General features: G+C 71.1%; 11 protein-coding genes. 4 read left to right on the forward strand and 7 right to left on the reverse strand.

Going from position 1 to position 13776, the window contains the following annotated elements; translation table 11 throughout:
- Positions 1–30: 30 nt before the first annotated feature.
- Positions 31–1683 (forward strand): extracellular solute-binding protein, encoded by a 1653-nt coding sequence (locus NOO62_RS11970; protein WP_321170568.1) that lies wholly within the window; start codon positions 31–33, stop codon positions 1681–1683.
- A 55-nt stretch (positions 1684–1738) separates the two neighbouring features.
- A complete protein-coding gene (locus tag NOO62_RS11975; RefSeq protein WP_268770870.1) occupies positions 1739–2806 on the forward strand; it encodes a LacI family DNA-binding transcriptional regulator in 1068 nt (355 codons plus the stop codon).
- On the opposite strand, the gene NOO62_RS11980 is transcribed toward NOO62_RS11975, so the two are convergent.
- The 3 genes from NOO62_RS11980 to NOO62_RS11990 form a co-directional block, all read right to left on the reverse strand.
- Positions 2763–3599 carry an alpha/beta fold hydrolase gene (locus NOO62_RS11980; protein ID WP_268775582.1) on the reverse strand — a complete coding sequence of 279 codons (837 nt, stop codon included), beginning with the start codon at positions 3597–3599 and terminating at the stop codon, positions 2763–2765. The two genes, NOO62_RS11975 and NOO62_RS11980, sit on opposite strands and share 44 nt — an antisense overlap.
- A gap of 9 nt (positions 3600–3608) precedes the next feature.
- Positions 3609–4253 (reverse strand): DUF998 domain-containing protein, encoded by a 645-nt coding sequence (locus tag NOO62_RS11985; RefSeq protein WP_268775583.1) that lies wholly within the window; start codon positions 4251–4253, stop codon positions 3609–3611.
- 145 nt (positions 4254–4398) lie between these two features.
- A complete protein-coding gene (locus tag NOO62_RS11990) occupies positions 4399–5865 on the reverse strand; it encodes an APC family permease (protein WP_268770871.1) in 1467 nt (488 codons plus the stop codon).
- A gap of 244 nt (positions 5866–6109) precedes the next feature.
- On the opposite strand from NOO62_RS11990, the gene NOO62_RS11995 reads away from it, so the two are divergent.
- Positions 6110–6910, forward strand: coding sequence for a DUF4190 domain-containing protein (locus NOO62_RS11995; protein WP_268770872.1), 801 nt, complete (start codon positions 6110–6112; stop codon positions 6908–6910).
- Between the two features lie 56 nt (positions 6911–6966).
- Positions 6967–8727 (forward strand): NAD+ synthase, encoded by a 1761-nt coding sequence (locus NOO62_RS12000; protein WP_268770873.1) that lies wholly within the window; start codon positions 6967–6969, stop codon positions 8725–8727.
- Between the two features lie 62 nt (positions 8728–8789).
- Here NOO62_RS12000 and NOO62_RS12005 read toward each other — a convergent pair whose 3' ends face one another.
- The 4 genes from NOO62_RS12005 to NOO62_RS12020 all read right to left on the reverse strand — a co-directional run bounded on the left by NOO62_RS12005 (position 8790) and on the right by NOO62_RS12020 (position 13689).
- Positions 8790–10007 (reverse strand): MFS transporter, encoded by a 1218-nt coding sequence (locus NOO62_RS12005; RefSeq protein WP_268770874.1) that lies wholly within the window; start codon positions 10005–10007, stop codon positions 8790–8792.
- Between the two features lie 131 nt (positions 10008–10138).
- Positions 10139–11167: an endonuclease/exonuclease/phosphatase family protein gene (locus NOO62_RS12010; protein WP_268770875.1), complete on the reverse strand. Its 1029-nt coding sequence runs from the start codon at positions 11165–11167 to the stop codon at positions 10139–10141.
- Between the two features lie 185 nt (positions 11168–11352).
- Positions 11353–11967 (reverse strand): TetR/AcrR family transcriptional regulator, encoded by a 615-nt coding sequence (locus NOO62_RS12015; protein WP_268775584.1) that lies wholly within the window; start codon positions 11965–11967, stop codon positions 11353–11355.
- Positions 11968–12090: 123 nt separating this feature from the next.
- Positions 12091–13689 (reverse strand): MFS transporter, encoded by a 1599-nt coding sequence (locus NOO62_RS12020; protein WP_268770876.1) that lies wholly within the window; start codon positions 13687–13689, stop codon positions 12091–12093.
- Positions 13690–13776 lie beyond the last annotated feature (87 nt).

Genomic DNA, 13776 nt, shown 5'->3' on the forward strand with positions numbered 1-13776 from the left:
TCACCTCGTCGTACAGAAGGGCTCCTTCACGTGTCCGGTTCCTCGATGTCGCGCCGCACGCTGCTCCGTTCCATAGCCGTCGGCGGCGCCGCCCTGGCCGCCCCCACCGTCCTCACCGCCTGCTCCACCGGGTCGAGCGGCGGCGGCAACGTCTCCAACGCCGGCAAGAAGGCGGCGCCCTGGCCGACGTACACCCCGGCGAAGGGCCCCACCCCCGACCTCGCGCCGACCGCGGAGGGCGTGCAGCCCGGGTACACGAAGTACCCGGAGAAGCTGGTCCGTGCGACGGCCGAGAAGCCGGGCACCGGCAAGCAGAGGATCAGGGTCATGACGATCACGTACGGCACCCCGCCGAAGCCGGTCGGCAGGAACGAGTACTGGCAGGCCGTCAACGAGGCGCTGGGTGTCGAGGTCGAGTTCACCGTCGTGCCCGACGCGGACTTCCGCGCCAAGATGTCCACGCTCATGTCGGGCGACGACCTGCCCGACATGATCAACTTCGGTGGTGGGTACGTACTGCCGCGCGAGTCGCAGTTCGTGAAGTCCCGGTGCGCGGACCTCAGCGACCACCTGTCCGGCGACGCCGTCAAGGACTACCCCAACCTCGCCAACATCCCCACGTACGCCTGGGAAGGCATGGGACGTATCGCGGGGCGCATCTACGGGCTGCCGATCGAGCGGGCCAAGGTGCAGGGCGCGATGTTCGTCAACCGGGAGGCGTTCGACGCGGCCGGGTACCGGCCGGGCATGTCCGCGCCCGACTTCCGCGCGATGGCCGCGGAGGCCTCCCAGGGCAAGAAGTCCGCCCTCGGCGCCTCCACGGTGAGCTTCTTCGGGTACCAGTACCACGCGATGTGGCACGGCGCGCCGAACCAGTGGCAGATCAAGGGCGGCAAGGCCACCGACATGTACGGGACGGACGCGTTCAAGGCGGCGCTGGAGCACATGGCGAAGCTGCGCGAGGCCGGTGCGTACAACCCGGACGCCACGTCGATCTCCCAGGTCGACCTGAAGACCCAGTTCTACAACGGGACCGTCCGCTCGATGACGGACGGCTGGGGCGCGGTCATCGCCAACGCCCAGGGCATCAAGGACGAGTTCACCCTCGACGTGGCGGAGCCGTACAAGGTCGACGGCGTGACGCCCGTCTACCAGCAGAACCGCGGCTGTTTCGGCTACACCGTCGTCAAGAAGGCGTCCAAGGAGCGTGTCGAGCTGATGCTCCGTGTACTGAACTGGCTCGCCTCGCCGTTCGGTACGAAGGAGTACGAGCTGATGCACTACGGAGTGGAGGGCGCCCACTTCACGTACGACAAGGACGGCGATCCGGTCGCCACGGAGACCGGCCTTATCGACTCCAAGACCAACCTGCCCTTCCCCTACCTGATGGACGCCCCGCAGCCGCTGTACTTCCCCGGCTTCCCCGACCTCACGAAGCGGCTGCACGCCTGGGAGGAGAAGGTCGTCCCGCTCCTCGTGCCGGACGACCACTGGGGGCTCATGTCGGAGACGTTCAACCGGCAGGGCGCCACGATGCAGCAGATCATCGAGGACGGCGTGACGGCCATCGTCTCCGGCCGCAAGAAGCTCTCCGACTGGGACGGCATCCACCGGAAGTGGCAGTCCCAGGGCGGCAAGCGGGCCGCGGAGGAGTTCCTCCAGGAGTACGAGGCCGCGCACTGACCCAGGGGTACGGGGACGGGATACGGTCGGCCGATGGGCAGGAGAGGGAGACACAGTGGGTGAGCGGGTCACCATCCGCGAGGTGGCCGCGCGCGCGGGCGTCTCGGTAGCGACCGTCTCGCGGGTCCTCGCGGGCAACTACCCGACGTCCACGGCGTCGCGCGCCAAGGTGCTGCGGGCGGTCAAGGACCTGGACTACGTCGCCAACGCGCACGCGCGGGCGTTGGCGGGCGTCGGCCGCAAGACGATCGCGGTCCTCATGTTCGACGTGGTGGGCGCGTTCTACGCGCAGGTCGCGCAGGGCGTCGAGATGGAGGCCGCCCAGCACGGCCGGCTCACCCTGGTCGCGTCCACGGGCAGCGATCCGGCCCGTGAGCTGGCCCTGGTCCAGATGATGCGCGAGCAGGCCGCGGAGGCGGTGATGCTGGTGGGCGGTGTCGTGCAGGACGACGAGTACCGGCAGCGGATGGCGCGCTACGCCGAGGCGCTCGCGGCGGCGGGCTCCCGCCTCGTGCTGTGCGGACGCCCGGCGCCGACGCCCGACGTGCCCGCGCTGGTCGTGGAGTACGACAACGAGGCGGGCGCCCACGCGGTGACCAGCCACCTGCTGGGCGCCGGGCACCGGCGGATCGCCCTGCTCGGCTACGAGCCGGGCAACACGACCGGCGAGGACCGCCTCGCCGGGTACCTCCGTGCGCTGGACGACCACGGGGTGCCGCGCCGCGACGCGGTCCTCCATGGGACGGGCTTCGGGCAGAACCACGGCTACCGGGCGATGCGCGACCTCCTCCAGAAGGCTGACGGCGGGCCGGACGGCAAGCCGGACTTCACGGCGGTCTTCGCGGGTGACGACCGGGCGGCCGCGGCGGCGATCATCGCGCTGCGGGAGTACGGGCTGCGGGTCCCGGAGGACATGTCGGTGGTCGGCTACAACGACGACCCGGTGGCCGGTGACATCACGCCCGGCCTGACGACGGTCCACATCCCCGCCGAGGAGATGGGCCGCACGGCCGTACGCCGGGCGCTCTCCGGCTCCCCGCGGGCGGGCCAGGAGCGCCATGTCCTGGGCACGCACATCGTCATCCGGGACAGTGTGCGGCGGGTTCGGGGGGCTGGGGCGTAGGTCCTGCGGTGAGCACCGCTCGCGCCACGTCCGCGGGGCGGTCGCGCATCACCAGGTGGCCCGACGGTGTCGTCACGTGGAAGGACGCGTCAAGGGCGTGGGCCAGTTTCCGCTGGTGGTCGAGCCAGCGGCGGCGCGAGCCGCCCTCGCATGCGGCGAGCACTGTCACCGGGACTCCCCGCGGGAGCGGCAGACGGCGCCGGAGCGCGGCGAGTTCGCGGGCCGCGTCGCCGTACGTCACGTACTCCATGAGCGCCGCCCGCCACACCCTGCTGCCTCCGTAGAGCCACGCCCACGGCGTCGGCGCCGCCAGCCGCCGCAGGGTCGGCCCCACCGCCCGCGGCAGCCCCGTCGCGCACAGCAGCGCGCCGCACGCGCGTGTGGCCGCCACCCGCACCCCGCGCGGCAGGAGCGTGCGCGGCCGTTCCTCGACGCTGGAGTCGACGAGGACGAGCCCTTCCGTGCGCTCCGGGTACAGCCGCGCGAACGCCTCCGCGTGGAATCCGGCGAGCGAGTGCCCGACCACCGTCACACGCTCCCCGCCGAGCCCCACCGCGTCCAGGACTCGACGTATCCGCTCCGCCTCGCCCCGCAGGGTGGGCGCCACGCGCGCGTGGCCGCTGAGTCCGAGGCCGGGCCGGTCGAAGCGGACCACGGTCCGATGCGGGGCCAGCAGCGGCACCACCGGGTCCCAGTCGAACCAGCCGAGCCCGAGCCCGGCGCCGAGCACGCACACCGGCCCGCTGCCCGTCACCGCGACGTGGTGCGGCACTCCCCCGACCCGTACGAGCATCCCCACTACTCACTCCCGCCGCGCCTCCGTGGCCGCCGACCACGCGAGGACGACGAGCCACACCGCGATCACCAGCACCTGCAGCCGCTGCCCGATCCCGAGGCCCCACGTCCCCCGCCCCGCCTCGAACGCGGCGATGGACGCCAGGACCCAGCAGGTGGCGGCCAGTTCGAGGACGACGAGGACAGGTCCTGTGCGTGCGAGGGCGGGCCACGCCCCGGCACGGCGTCGCGCGACCGCGGTGAGCAGCACCATCCCGACCAGCGCCCCGGTGACGGCGAGGCCGCTGCTGACCGCGTGGGCGGAGTGCGTCCAGGGCACGCCGCCCGCCTGCTCCCGCGCGAGGCAGTCGGGGTCGGCGGTCGCCGCGCAGCTCAGCGGCAGCCGTGAGTCGGCGACGGTGGCCGCGCCGAACAGCGCGAGCCCCGCCCAGCCGACCGCGGAAAGCCCCGCTCCCCGCGTGCCGCGGGCCACCGGCGCCCACACCGCGCCCGCGAGGACGAGGAGCCCCGCGAGGAGGTCGACCGTGCGGAAGAACGTCCCGTACGGCTGGTCCTCGGCTGCGAGTTCACTGACGTACGCCGTGCGGGGCGAGAGCCCGGTCGGCAGGAACACCTCGACCGACCAGGTGCTGTAGGCGAGGGCGCCTGCCATCAGGAGGCCCGCGAGGACGCGTGTGGCGGTGGAGCGCGAGGTCAGGGTGGGCCGCTGCCCGGCCCGCGGCCGCTGTCCGGCGCGCGGCAGGTGTTTCGCCATGGGGGTGGTTGCCGTCGCGGGAGACGGCATCGGCGTACAGGCGCTATCTCGGCTCATGTGTCGCCCTGTGGTCGGGGTGGATCCAGCCGGGTTTGCGGTACTTGAGGAAGGCTGCGGGCGCCAGGACGCCGAGTACGAGCAGACCGCCGCCGACGATCAGCAGATAGCGCCACAGCGGGCCCTTGCCGAACTGGTCGGGCGGTACGAAGCCGATGGCGAGCGCGGCGAGCGACGCGACGAATCCGACGGCCGCGACGACCTTCACCGCGGGGACCACGAAGCCGCGCGGCACCTCGGGCTGCGACGCGCGCAGCCGTACGACGGCCACGAACATCAGCAGGTACGCGATGAGGTAGATCTGCACGGTGATGACGGAGAACATCCAGTACGCGCTGGAGACGTCGTCACTGAAGGCGTAGAGGACGCCGATCAGCGTGGTGACGACGCCCTGCGCGACCATGATGTTGCGCGGGACGCCCGCCTTGTTGAACTTCTGCAGGACCGGCGGCAGGTAGCCCTCCTGCCGGGAGAGCGCGACCAGCCCCTTCGCGGGCCCGGCGAGCCACGTGAGCATGCCGCCGAGCGCCGCCATGACGAGCATGATCCCGACGACCTTCGTCAGCCAGCCGACGTGGAAGTGGTCGAAGAACGCCTGGAAGGCCTGCATGAGACCGGCCGTGAGGCTGAGCTCCTCCGACGGCATGACCCAGCTGATGGCCAGGGCCGGAAGGATGAAGATCAGCAGGACGAGGCCGGTGGCGAGGAAGATCGAGCGCGGGTACTCGGCGCGGGGATGACGCAGCGACGAGACGTGGACGCCGTTCATCTCCATGCCCGCGTAGGAGAGGAAGTTATTGACGATGAGGACCAGGCTGGCGAGGCCCGTCCATGGGGGCAGCCAGTGGTCGGGGCTCATGGGCGCGGCGGACGCGTTGCCCTCCCCCAGGAAGATGATGCCGAGGACGACAAGGACGACGCCGGGGATGAGGGTGCCGATGATCAGCCCCAGGGAGGAGAGCCCGGCGACCGTCTTGGTGCCCCGGCAGGTGACCCAGACGCCCGTCCAGTAGATGACGACGATGACGAGCGCTACGTAGGGGCCGTTTTCGGCGAGGCTGGGATGGATGACGTACGCGAACGTCGAGGCCACGTAGGCGAGCAGGCTCGGGTAGTACGCGATGGTCATGGCGAACTGGCACCACACGGCGACGAACCCCAACGGCTTGCCCAGCGCCTCGCTCACCCACCGGTAGATGCCGCCGGACCACCCGGAGGCGAGCTCGGCGCCGACGAGGGCGGTGGGGAGCAGGAAGACCACGGCGGGCAGGAGGTAGAGGAAGACGGCGGCGAGCCCGTAGATGGCCATCGCCGGGGACGGACGCAGGCTGGCGACGGACGCGGTGGTCATCAGGGCGAGCGTCACCCAGGAGATGAACTGCCGCGGAATGGCGGGGTCCGGCTCGGGCAGGCTTCCAGCCCGGGTTTGCACCGGTTCGTCCGTGTTCGTCATGCGCACATGATCGTCGGAGTGACGCGGGGCCGCGAGTCGCCGCACACCCGGCGGGGGCCGTTCGCCGACCCGACGTCGATGTGACACCCCGGGCATCGCCTCGTGGACACCCGCCCGGAGGCGCCGCCCGCGCTCCCCGTAAAAGTGGGCACTCCCGGCGGGAAGAGGGACAATAGCGACATAAACGCGACGTAAACACCCGCAGGCCGTCACCTGACCTGCCCCTTCCCGAAGGGGCCCTCCCATGACCAGCCCCGACACCCCTCCCCCACCACCCGGATGGGGGCAAGGGCCACCCCCGCCCTCACCACCACCACCGGCGCAGCCGCTCCGCAACGGCCTCGGTGTCGCGTCCCTGGTACTCGGCATCATCGGCGTGCTGTGCGGGCTGGTCCCGCTGTTGTTCTGGGCCTCGGGGATCCTCGCCGTCCTGGCGCTGGTCTTCGGCTGCGTCGGCATCGGGCGCGCCCGCAGGGGCCAGGCCGACAACAAGGGCGTGGCGATCTGGGGCACCTCGCTCGGCGGGGTCGCCGCGATCCTCGCGGTGGTCGGGCTCGTCATCACGGTCACGGTCGTCAACGACACCGTGGACGAGCTGCACGGCACGGGCGGCAAGCAGGAGTCGTCGGCGGGGAAGGTGTCCCGCTCCGACGCGCTGCGGTTCGGGGAGGCGTTCACGTACGACGACGGCGTGAAGGTGACCGTGTCCCGCCCCGCCTCCTACCAGCCGGGCACCTACGCGCTGGGTCATGCGGAGGGCAACAAGGCGCTGACCGTCAAGATCACCGTCGTCAACGGCTCGGACGAGTCCGTCGACCTGGATCTGACCACCGTCACCTTCAAGGACGCCGACGGCGCCGAGGCGGATCAGGTCTACGACGGTGACCTGCCGAGGGAGCTCGCCGGGCATCTGGAGTCCGGCAAGCAGGCCGTCGCCACGTACGCCGTCAGCCTTCCCGGCGACGCCTCGCGCACCCTGGACGTGCAGGTCGAGCCCGGCTTCCTCCACTACAAGAGCGCCACCTGGTCCGGGACCACGCCTTGACGGCACGGGACCCGCCCGACAAGCCATCGCGTCGGTCTGACGATTACACTGAATCCGTGCCTCAACTACGCCTCGCTCTGAATCAGATCGACTCGACCGTCGGCGATCTCGCCGGGAACGCCGAGGCGGTCGTCCACTGGACCCGGCACTCCGCCGAGCAGGGGGCGCATCTCGTCGCGTTCCCCGAGATGGTACTGACCGGATATCCCGTCGAGGACCTCGCTCTGCGTTCGTCCTTCGTCCAGGCCTCCCGGGACGCGCTGCGCGCGCTCGCCGTGCGGCTGCGGGACGAGGGGTTCGGGGAGCTGCCGGTCGTCGTCGGCTATCTCGACCGCACCGAGGAGGCCAAGCCGAAGTTCGGCCAGCCCGCGGGGGCCCCGCGCAACGCGGGCGCCGTGCTGTACCGCGGCGAGGCCGTCCTGACCTACTCCAAGCACCACCTGCCCAACTACGGCGTCTTCGACGAGTTCCGCTACTTCGTGCCCGGCGAGACGCTGCCGGTCGTGCGCGTGCACGGCGTCGACGTCGCGCTCGCCATCTGCGAGGACCTCTGGCAGGACGGCGGCCGCGTACCGGCGACCCGGAGCGCGGGGGCGGGGCTGCTGCTCTCCATCAACGCGTCGCCGTACGAGCAGAACAAGGACGACGAGCGGCTCGAACTCGTGCGCAAGCGGGCGCAGGAAGCCGGCTGCACCACCGCCTACCTCGCGATGATCGGCGGGCAGGACGAGCTGGTCTTCGACGGTGACTCGATCGTCGTCGACAAGGACGGCGAAGTCATCGCGCGGGCCCCGCAGTTCGCCGAGGGCTGCATCGTGCTCGATCTGGAGCTCCCGGCCGCCGCGCCCGTGCCGCCGTCCGGCGTCGTCGACGACGGGCTGCGCATCGAGCACGTGACGCTGTCGGAGGAGCCGCTTCCCACGTACGAGGGCGAGCTCACCGGCGGGTACGCCGAGCGGCTCGACGACGACGAGGAGGTGTACTCGGCGCTGGTCGTCGGCCTGCGCGCGTACGCCGCGAAGAACGGTTTCAGCAGCGTTCTGATCGGGCTGTCGGGCGGCATCGACTCCGCGCTCACCGCCGCCATCGCCTGCGACGCGCTCGGCGCGCAGAACGTGTACGGCGTCGCCATGCCGTCCCGCTACTCCTCGGACCACTCCATCGGCGACGCGGAGGAGCTGGCGCGGCGCACCGGCCTGAACTTCCGTACCGTGCCGATCGCGCCGATGTTCGACGCGTACATGGGTTCGCTCGGGCTCACCGGTCTCGCCGAGGAGAACCTCCAGTCGCGGCTGCGCGGCACGATGCTGATGGCGCTCTCCAACCAGGAGGGGCACATCGTGCTCGCGCCGGGCAACAAGTCCGAGCTCGCGGTCGGCTACTCGACGCTCTACGGCGACTCCGTCGGCGCGTACGGCCCCATCAAGGACGTCTACAAGACGGCGATCTTCCGGCTCGCCGAGTGGCGCAACCGCGCGGCCGAGGAACGCGGGCAGACGCCGCCGATCCCGGAGAACTCCATCAGCAAGCCGCCGAGCGCGGAGCTGCGCCCGGACCAGGTCGACACGGACTCGCTCCCCGACTACCCGGTCCTCGACGCGATCCTGGAGCTCTACGTCGACCGGGACCAGGGCGCCGACACGATCGTGGCCGCGGGCTACGACCGTGAGCTGGTCACGAAGACGCTGCGGATGGTGGACACCGCGGAGTACAAGCGGCGGCAGTACCCGCCGGGGACGAAGATCTCCGCGAAGGGCTTCGGCAAGGACCGCCGACTGCCCATCACCAACCGCTGGCGGGAGTCCGCCGCCGGCTGAGGCCGACCACCCGCCCACCCGCTTTCAGGACCGCGGGTGGGCGACAGGTCATGGGTGACAGGTCAGTGGTGGACCGTCTCGCGCTGTTCGGGCGACGAGGACGCCACCACCCGCTCCGTACCCGGCACGGGACCGCGCCGCAGGTCCACCACGTACGCCAGGCCCGCCACCGCGAGGCCGAGCACCGCGAGGACCGCGCCGGTCACCGCCGGGGACGTCGTACCGAAGCCCGCCGCGAGGGCGAGACCGCCGATCCAGGCGCCGCCCGCGTTGGCGAGATTGAACGCGCCCTGGTTGGCGGAGGAGGCCAGGGACGGTGCGGCCGCCGCCTTCTCCATGACCATGAGCTGCAGCGGCGAGCCCGTCGTGAAGGCCGCCATGCCGAGCAGTGCGACGCCGACCGCCGCACTCCACGCCGCGGTCATGAGCAGCGGGAAGAAGGCCAGGACCACGGCGAGCGAGACGAGCCCGCCGAGGAGCGTGCCGCGCAGGGAGTGGTCGGCGAGGCGGCCGCCCAGGAGGTTGCCCGCCGTCGCGCCCACGCCGAACAGGGCGAGGAGGAGGGTGACGCTGGACTCGGCGTAGCCGGCCGTGTCGGTCAGCATCGGCGTGATGTAGCTGTACGCGGAGAACAGCGCACCGAAGCCCGCGACGGTCGTGCCGAGCGCCAGCCAGACCGGGACGCTGCGCAGCGCGCGGAGCTCGCCGCGCAGTCCTGCCGCGTCACCATGGCCGTGGTCGGCGGGGACCAGGAGGGCAAGCGCGGCGATGGCCGCGAGCCCGATGGCGCTGACCGCGAGGAACGTGGCGCGCCAGCCGAGCTGCTGGCCCATGGCCGTGGCGACCGGCACGCCCACGATGTTGGCGACGGTCAGGCCGAGGAACATCAGGGAGACCGAGCGGGCCTTGCGCTCGGGGGCGACGAGCCCGGTGGCGACGACCGCGCCGACGCCGAAGAACGCGCCGTGCGGCAGTCCGCTGAGGAAGCGGGCGGCCATGAGCAGGTGGTAGTCGGGGGCGGCCGCCGACAGGGCGTTGCCGACCACGAACAGCACCATGAGGCCGATCAGGACGCGGCGGCGCGGGAGCTTGGCGGTGAAGGCGGCGAGCAGCGGGGCGCCGATGACGACGCCGAGCGCGTACGCGGAGACGAGGTGTCCGGCGACAGGGATGGATATGTCCAGGTCGTCGGCGACGTTGGGCAGCAGGCCCATCATCACGAACTCGGTCGTGCCGATGCCGAAGGCGCCCACGGCGAGGGCGAGCAGGGCCAGGGGCATGAAGAAGTACCTTCCACGGATGCGGGGGCAGTGGGGGGAATGTGGGGAGTGGGGGGCTTACGGAGAACCCGTAAGTTTACTTGCGGAACAAAGCCGCGCCCGCCACGTATTCCGCCCCGTGCCCTACCGCGTCACGACGAGAGGTCGACCCGTGCCGCGATCGGCAGGTGGTCGCTGCCCGTCTCCGGCAGCGTCCAGGAGGAGACCGGCTCGACGCCCTTGACCATGATCTGGTCGATGCGTGCCATCGGGAACGACGCGGGCCAGCTGAAGCCGAAGCCGTCGCCCGCCGCGCCCTGCGTGGACCGCAGCTGCGAGGTGACCGCGTTCAGCGCGCGGTCGTTCATCGTGCCGTTGAGGTCGCCGAGCAGGATGACCTTGCCGATCTTCTCGTCGGCGATGGCCTCGCCGAGGGCGTCGGCGCTGTTGTCGCGCTGGTTGGCGGTGAAGCCCGCGTCGAGCTTCACGCGCACCGACGGCAGGTGCGCGACATGGACGGCGACCTCGCCCTTCGGCGTCGTCACCGTCGTACGCATCGCGCGGACCCAGCCCAGCTTGATGTCGACGGGCCGGGTGTCGGACAGCGGGTACTTGCTCCAGAGGCCGACCGTGCCCTTGACCGCGTGGTACTTGTACGTGCCTGCCAGCGCCTTCTCGTACACGGGCACGGCGGACGGGGTGAGCTCCTCCAGGGCGACCACGTCCGCGCCGGACGCGGCGACGTCCTTGGCGGTGCCGGTCGGGTCGGGGTTGTCCGCGTTCACGTTGTGCGTGGCGACGGTCAGGTCACCGCCCGTGCCCGACTTGCCGGTGATCAGGCCGCCGAACGAGTCGACCCAGATGATCACCGGGAGCAGCAGCGCGATCAGCGCAGTGGCGGACTTGCGGACCACCGCGATGACCAGCAGCACCGGGACGAAGAGGCCGAGCCAGGGCAGGAAGGTCTCCGTCAGGGAGCCGAGGTTGCCCACGTTGTTGGGGATCTGCGCGTGGAACAGCATCACCAGCGCGAGGAAGACGGCGATGCCCGCCGTCACGAGGCCGCGCCGCCAGATGTCCGGATCGCCCCGCCAGCCGTCGAGCAGGCGTCGGAACCGGGACCCCGGACGCTCGGGGCCCGAGCCGCCGCTGCCCGTCTCCGTCTTGTACGCCTGCGCCATGCTCTCGTCGCCTCACTGCTGCCGTGCACACCGTCTGTCCCGCCCAGGAAACCCTAGGCGATGATCCGGTGTCGTCCCTGCCGTCCACGACGGCCGTACAGGCTCCAGGACGAACAGTGCGCCGCGAGGGGTTCCTGATCAGCGGCGGAGAGCTGCCTCTGTGACGAAATGCGCATAACCACGAGTCAGCGTGGCGGGGGCCGCAGCCCCTCGATCACCGTGTCGACGATCCGCTCGGCGAGCCGGTCGTCGAGCGGCGCGCCGGGCCGCAGGATCGTGCGCAGCAGCATGGGTCCCACGAAGAGGTCGTTGGCCATCTCCAGGTCGATGTCCGCACGCAGTTCGCCGTCGGCGACGCCCCGGCGCAGCACGTCGATGATGATGCGGCGGCGGGGCGCGACGACCGTCTCCTGGTACGCCTCGGCGAGCTTGGGCAGGGTCTTCATCTGGGCGAAGACGTTGTGCAGCAGGGCCGAGGAGCGCATGGTCAGGCCGCGGCGGCGCAGGCTCTCCAGGACGCAGACGAGGTCGTCGCGCATCGAGGTGCCCGGCCGTTCCAGGTCGGGCTCCTCGAAGGCGCGCAGGACGTCGACGAAGAGGGCTTCCTTGCCGTCCCAGCGCCGGTAGATGGTGGCCTTGCCGACGCCGGCCGTGCGGGCGATCCGCTCGATGGAGAGCTCGGTGAGGGAGACGCCGTCCTCCAGGAGCCGTACGACGCCCTCGATGATCGCCTGCTCGACGGCCTCGCTCCTGGGCCGTCCACGGCCGCTCCTGGGCAGGGGCGGCCCGCCCGCACCTATGGGGCCACCGTCGTCCGCGACGTCACCGCCGTCGATGACGTCACCGCCGTCCGTGACACTCGCGCCCTTGTGGACCACGTCGTCCCTCCTTCGCTGCCCGACGACCGCCAGGCCGATTCTCCCTCAGAGCCTGTCCGCCCCCACCGGCTCACCCGTCTCCTCCACCGGGCCCGCCTCAGGCGGCGTACGTCCCGGCAGGAAGAGGAAGACGACCAGCGCGCCGAGCACGGCGACGCCCGCGCCGCACACCGCCGTGACGTGCATGGCGTGCAGGAAGGAGTCGTTGGCCGCGGAGACCAGCGGCTCGCCCTTGGGGCCGAGCTTCGCGGCGACGCCGAGGGTCGCCTCGATGGACTCGCCCGCGGTGTGCCGCACCCCTTCGGGCAGCACGGTCAGCTCGTCCTCGACTCCGTTGCGGTAGGCCGTGGACAGCACCGAGCCGAGGACCGCGATGCCGAGGGCGCCGCCGACCTGCCGGAACGTGTTGCTGAGCGCGGACGCGGAGCCGGCCTTCTCGCGCGGCAGGGCCTGCATGATGACGACGCTGGTGGGCGTCATGACGTGCGCCATGCCGGTCCCCATCAGGAAGAAGACGACTTCCAGGAGCCAGATCGGCGTGTCGGCGTCGAGGAGGGTGAAGGCCGCCAGGGTCGCCGTCAGGAGGAGCAGTCCGCCCGTGCACACGGCCCGTACGCCGAAGCGGTCGACGACGAGGCGGGCGCGCGGCGCGAAGATCAGCTGCGCCACGGCGAGCGGCAGCATCAGCAGTCCGGTCTGGAGCGGCGAGTAGCCCCGCACGCTCTGCGTGTAGAAGACCGAGAAGAAGGTGACGCCCATCAGCGCGAAGAAGACGAGCGCTATGGCGCAGATCGCCGCGGAGAACACCCGGTTCTTGAAGTACGTGATGTCGACGGAGGGGTGGTCGCTGCGCTTCTCGTACAGCACGAACGCGATCAGTACGGCGACGCCCGCGAGGACCGTGCCGAGGACGGCCGGGTCGGTGAAGTCGGCGAGCTGGCCGCCCTTGATGATGCCGTAGACGAGGAGCACCAGGCCGACGACGGAGAGCGCGACGCCGAAGAGGTCGATGCGGCCGGGCGCGGGGTCGCGGGAGTCGGGCACGAGCCAGACCATCAGTGCCAGGGCGACGATCACGATCGGTACGTTGATGAGGAAGACCGAGCCCCACCAGAAGTGGTCGAGCAGTACGCCGCCGGTGATGGGTCCGATGGCGATGGCGAGGCCGACGCCGCCGGCCCAGATGCCGATGGCCTTGGGCTGTTCGTCGCGTTCGAAGACGTTCATGAGGACGGCGAGGGTGGCGGGCATCACGAAGGCGGCGCCGAGGCCCATGACGGCCCGGAAGGCGATGAGCTGGAGCGGTGAGCCGGACATGGCGGCGAGCGCCGAGCCGATGCCGAAGACGACGAGGCCGCCGAGGAGGACCTTCTTGCGGCCGAGCCGGTCGCCGAGCAGGCCCGCGGTGAAGAGGAGGCCCGCGAAGACGAGCGTGTAGGCGTTGATCGCCCATTCGAGCTCGCTCTGGGTGGCGCCGAGGCCGGTCGGTTCGGGGGTGGAGATCGTCTTGATGGCGACGTTCAGGATCGAGTTGTCGAGTACGACGATGAGCAGGCTGAGCATCAGCACCCCGAGGATCACCCACCGGCGCCGGTGGACGGCTTCCGGTATGCGGGGCGGGGTGGGCATGGCAGGGGAGGACATGCGACCAGCGTAGAACAATTTCGATACGGGACCGTCTCGTATCGAAAGTATGGGACATCCTTGCCGAACGGTAGAGCCGCGCTTTAC

Origin of the sequence: Streptomyces sp. Je 1-369 (genome assembly GCF_026810505.1) — a bacterium.
GTDB lineage: Bacteria > Actinomycetota > Actinomycetes > Streptomycetales > Streptomycetaceae > Streptomyces.

What these genes read in the sequence shown, in the direction of transcription:
- NOO62_RS11980 (WP_268775582.1), bottom strand. Translation starts at nt 3,599, where the DNA reads ATGCTCGTACGGGTCGGGGGAGTGCCGCACCACGTCGCGGTGACGGGC.
- NOO62_RS11985 (WP_268775583.1), bottom strand. Translation starts at nt 4,253, where the DNA reads ATGGCAGGCGCCCTCGCCTACAGCACCTGGTCGGTCGAGGTGTTCCTG.
- NOO62_RS11990 (WP_268770871.1), bottom strand. Translation starts at nt 5,865, where the DNA reads ATGACGAACACGGACGAACCGGTGCAAACCCGGGCTGGAAGCCTGCCC.
- NOO62_RS11995 (WP_268770872.1), top strand. Translation starts at nt 6,110, where the DNA reads ATGACCAGCCCCGACACCCCTCCCCCACCACCCGGATGGGGGCAAGGG.
- NOO62_RS12005 (WP_268770874.1), bottom strand. Translation starts at nt 10,007, where the DNA reads ATGCCCCTGGCCCTGCTCGCCCTCGCCGTGGGCGCCTTCGGCATCGGC.
- NOO62_RS12010 (WP_268770875.1), bottom strand. Translation starts at nt 11,167, where the DNA reads ATGGCGCAGGCGTACAAGACGGAGACGGGCAGCGGCGGCTCGGGCCCC.
- NOO62_RS12020 (WP_268770876.1), bottom strand. Translation starts at nt 13,689, where the DNA reads ATGTCCTCCCCTGCCATGCCCACCCCGCCCCGCATACCGGAAGCCGTC.